The organism is Moraxella lacunata (genome assembly GCF_002027545.1).
GTDB lineage: Bacteria > Pseudomonadota > Gammaproteobacteria > Pseudomonadales > Moraxellaceae > Moraxella > Moraxella lacunata.
Genome location: NZ_MXAN01000034.1, coordinates 35,609 through 39,475, shown reverse-complemented (window position 1 = coordinate 39,475; position 3,867 = coordinate 35,609). Strand labels below are relative to the sequence as shown.

The 3,867-nt window shown below is 47.4% G+C and carries 4 protein-coding genes; 1 reads left to right on the top strand and 3 read right to left on the bottom strand.

Going from position 1 to position 3,867, the window contains the following annotated elements; translation table 11 throughout:
- Positions 1 to 53: 53 nt before the first annotated feature.
- The 3 genes from tadA to B5J94_RS05560 all read right to left on the bottom strand — a co-directional run bounded on the left by tadA (position 54) and on the right by B5J94_RS05560 (position 2,435).
- Positions 54 to 641, bottom strand: a complete 588-nt coding sequence (gene tadA, locus B5J94_RS05570; protein ID WP_373280038.1) for a tRNA adenosine(34) deaminase TadA — start codon at positions 639 to 641, stop codon at positions 54 to 56.
- Positions 623 to 1,342: a uracil-DNA glycosylase gene (ung, locus tag B5J94_RS05565; protein ID WP_062501247.1), complete on the bottom strand. Its 720-nt coding sequence runs from the start codon at positions 1,340 to 1,342 to the stop codon at positions 623 to 625. The genes tadA and ung overlap by 19 nt, the downstream gene beginning before the upstream one ends.
- A gap of 133 nt (positions 1,343 to 1,475) precedes the next feature.
- Entirely contained in the window at positions 1,476 to 2,435 is a 960-nt protein-coding gene (locus tag B5J94_RS05560; RefSeq protein ID WP_062501243.1) for an RDD family protein, read from the bottom strand.
- A gap of 168 nt (positions 2,436 to 2,603) precedes the next feature.
- Here B5J94_RS05560 and corA point away from each other — a divergent pair, with 168 nt between their 5' ends.
- Complete coding sequence (gene corA / locus B5J94_RS05555; protein ID WP_078274589.1) at positions 2,604 to 3,824, top strand: magnesium/cobalt transporter CorA; 1,221 nt, start codon at positions 2,604 to 2,606, stop codon at positions 3,822 to 3,824.
- Positions 3,825 to 3,867: the final 43 nt, after the last annotated feature.

Genomic DNA, 3,867 nt, shown 5'->3' with positions numbered 1-3,867 from the left:
GGTTTATGGTATCTACAATTTATAATGACGTTAAATTCAAAAAAATATAAAAATCAATTCTCGCCAGTTAACCGATTTTCAATTTTCGCCTTTTTCTTATCGGCTCGTCTTTGTTTAAAAAATTGGCTTAACATCATTGAACTTTCATTTGCCAACAGTCCGCCTTGAATAGTGATGACGTGATTATAAAACGGCTCTTTGGCAAGGGTTAATTGGCTTACCACCGCCCCTGCCTTTGGCTCATACGCCCCAAACACCACACGGCTGACACGGGCATGAATGAGCGAACCAAAACACATGGTACAGGGTTCTAACGTAACATAGAGCGTACTACCAATGGGCAAGCGGTAATTTTGCACCCTTTGGCACGCCTGACGCAAGGCGACAATCTCGGCATGGTGCGTGGGGTCGTGCGTGCTAATCGGGCAATTAAAGCCTTCGCCCAAAATCTGCCCGTCATGCACCACCACCGCCCCCACAGGTATCTCGCCACGCTCCGCCCCACGTCTGGCAAGGGCTAGGGCGTGGTTCATCATGGCGACATCGACAGGCGACCAAAATTTTAATGAGCTAAAATTTGGCACGCTCCTTACAACATCATGCACAAGCCCACGATACGCCATTACTGTGGTAACGCCCAATCAATGGCCCCTTTGCCATGTCTGACAAGATAGTCATTGGTCTGCGAAAATGGACGAGAACCAAAAAATCCGCCACGGTTTGCCGATAGGGGGGACGGATGATTGGCGGTCAAAATGAGGTGGCGAGACGTGTCAATAAACCGCCCTTTTTTCTTGGCATAACTGCCCCACAGAATAAAAACCGTGCGGTCGGTTTGGCGGTTGATGACGTCAATCACAGCGTCCGTAAACTCTTCCCAGCCTTTGCCTTGGTGCGAGCCTGCCTGTCCGTTTTCTACCGTCAATGTGGCGTTAAGCAGTAGCACGCCTTGATTTGCCCAATGGGTCAAATCGCCATGAGCCGAGACGGGAATGCCCAAATCGGTGGCGAGTTCCTTTAAAATATTGGCAAGGCTTGGCGGTTTGGGAATGATTTTTGGCACGCTAAACGACAGCCCCATAGCCTGCCCTGCCCCATGATAGGGGTCTTGCCCGAGTATCACAACTTTGACTGCTGATAAGGGCGTGGTATTTAGGGCGTTAAAAATCAAGGGTTTGGGCGGATAAATGGTTTTGCCTTGGGCGTATTCATTTTGCAAAAAAGCACGCAAATTATTCATAACAGGTGATAATAATATGTCCGCCAAGGCAAATTTCCAATCATCGGGCAGTTTTACTTTGTTTAAGGCGGTTAATTGGTCTTGGGTAAGATTGGTATTCATGATTGCTATATTAAATCTCTTTNNTTTTAAAAATCCATAAAAATCAGGGTTTGGAAAGAAGTCTATTAATGATTTAAATGGTGCGTAATACGCACCTTACCTATTTATAAAAATATTTATCAAATAATTTCATTTATTTTTTGGTTTTATCCAATTGCGAAGGTTTGGCTTTTACCGTTAATGTCTTGGTTATTTTATCATGCCAGCCTTGATTTTTTTCATTGCCTTTTGCCATGCCATAATTTACCGCAAGCATTCCCATTGCAGGTAGTCCCGACATGATACTCGCCCCAATCGCATAAACCACAATCAAAAACAACGTCCGCATAAACACAAGCGTGCCAAAACTGGGTAATTTGCCTGTTTTTTCATCCACGACACGAATGCCCATAACCAGTTTGCCAAACGATTGCCCACGCATGATAATAAGCAAAAGCTGAATGCCAAGCAACGCCAAAAACATAAGATTGCTTATCATGACCGTGGTCTTTGACACTTTATCCATCAAACTTTGGCTATATGCTTGCAAGGCTTGATAATCTTGGGCGTGGCGTGCTATCTCATTGACATCCACCACCTGCATGAACGCCATGATAAGTGGCAACAGTGCCAAGATATACAGTGCCACATTAATGGCAAATGCCGAAAAGCGAGCCAAAATACTGGCATACTCTATCGTGCCGTCATCTTTTGGCACGCTTGCCACCCGCTCTTTGTTCAGACGGGCATTTGGTTCAGTCCGTTTTGGCTCGTCATTCTGACTGGCGTTGGGGTCTTGTATGGGTTTACGCCCATAGAGTTCGGCAACCGATACCCGCTTTTGCTCGGGCTTGTCTTTGACAAAATCAACATTATCGCCAAAGCCCCGCTGTTCGGGCTTGGCAGTGGGGGGCGTTGGACTGGGCGGTGTTTGCACAGACGGCTGATAAGTATAGACCCCACCTGTCATCTGTCCGACCGTCTGCCACTCGCTCATGCCCGTGTGCCACATCAGGTCAGTCAAGGCAACTTCGCCCGATAGGAGCATGCGGTTTAGTTCATCTAAGCTATAAGGCCCTGCTTGGACGTTGTTTCGTGCTAGGTAGATTTTCATATTGTCATATCAAGGTTAAAATTTGGCTTATTTTACCACTTTTAGCCCCCCATTAGCCACAAAAAACCATGAAATTTTGTTTATACCGACCAACAATTTTTGCCACAACAAAGTAAATCTTGCTATAATATCGTATTTGCTTATTCATTTTGATTTTTAGGGGACGGCATGCCACACACCACGCCTACAACAAAAACACCCACCACACCCCTACAAGAAGAGCTGTTTGAGCCTGCCGATTTGCCCAGCGAGCCTGATGACGACCTAAATCTCCACGACGAAGAAGACAGTTACATCTACGGCGACGCTGACGCCACCGATGAAGACACCATCGAGACCATGACGGTCTATGACCCCGATGCTGACCGTTTTGAAGACCTAGAAGAGAACTCAGGCGACAACGAAACTGTCGTCTGCTACGCCTACTCTCGTAAGACGGGCGAGCCTGTTGCCACACTCGCCATCGATGAAGTCAGTCGCCAACTAACCAACAACAGCCAGTTCATCTGGCTTGGGCTACACGACCCCAGTTTTGAGACAGTCAAGGAAGTCCAAGACGCCTTTGATTTGCACGAACTTGCCCTAGAAGATGCCTTTGCCGACCACCAACGCCCCAAGGTCGAAAGCTATGGCAACGACACCATTTTCGTGGTTGTGCGTACCGCCAAGCTCGAAGACAACTACATCCGCTATGGCACGACCGCCATTTTTATGGGCAAAAACTTCATCATCAGCGTACGGCGTGGGGCGTCCAACTCCTACACCCCCGTGCGTGAGCATTGCCACAGACGACCCGAGAAACTTCGCCTAGGCCCGATTTTTGTTCTGCACGCCATTTTGGACTTTATTGTCGATAACTACCTGCCGATTACCGACCGTTTGGGCAACTATTTGCGTGAGCAAGAGCGTAACATTTTCTCGTATGAGTTTAGCAAATCCACCCTAAAAAGCCTGTACGAGCTAAAATCACAACTGGTACACATGCGTGCGGTGATTCTGCCCGTCCAAGACGTGTGTAACTTTTTTATCAACCACAAAAAAAACGAGCTGGTCTCCGCCTTTCCTGCCGCCGCCAAGCCCTATTTTCGTGACGTGAACGACCACCTGCTCCGCTCCATTGATGCGGTGAACGGTCTTAACGAGATGCTCTCAGTCGCCATGGACACCTACATGGCAATGGTCACCATGGGACAGAACGACGTGGTACGAAAACTCGCCGCTTGGGCAGGTATCGCTGCCGTGCCGACTGCCGTGGCGGGGGTGTACGGCATGAACTTTGATTTCATGCCCGAACTTCATTGGAAATACGGCTATTTTATGGTCATCGGCACGGTCTTAGCGGTCTGCCTATATCTCTATCATAAATTTAGAAAGGCAGGTTGGTTATAATAATGATAATTATTTACTGCTCGGAAAATTGAAATTGGAAAAT

Excerpts from the sequence above, each read along its gene's own strand:
- B5J94_RS05560 (WP_062501243.1), bottom strand. The coding sequence starts at position 2,435 with ATGAAAATCTACCTAGCACGAAACAACGTCCAAGCAGGGCCTTATAGC.
- ung (WP_062501247.1), bottom strand. The coding sequence starts at position 1,342 with ATGAATACCAATCTTACCCAAGACCAATTAACCGCCTTAAACAAAGTA.
- corA (WP_078274589.1), top strand. The coding sequence starts at position 2,604 with ATGCCACACACCACGCCTACAACAAAAACACCCACCACACCCCTACAA.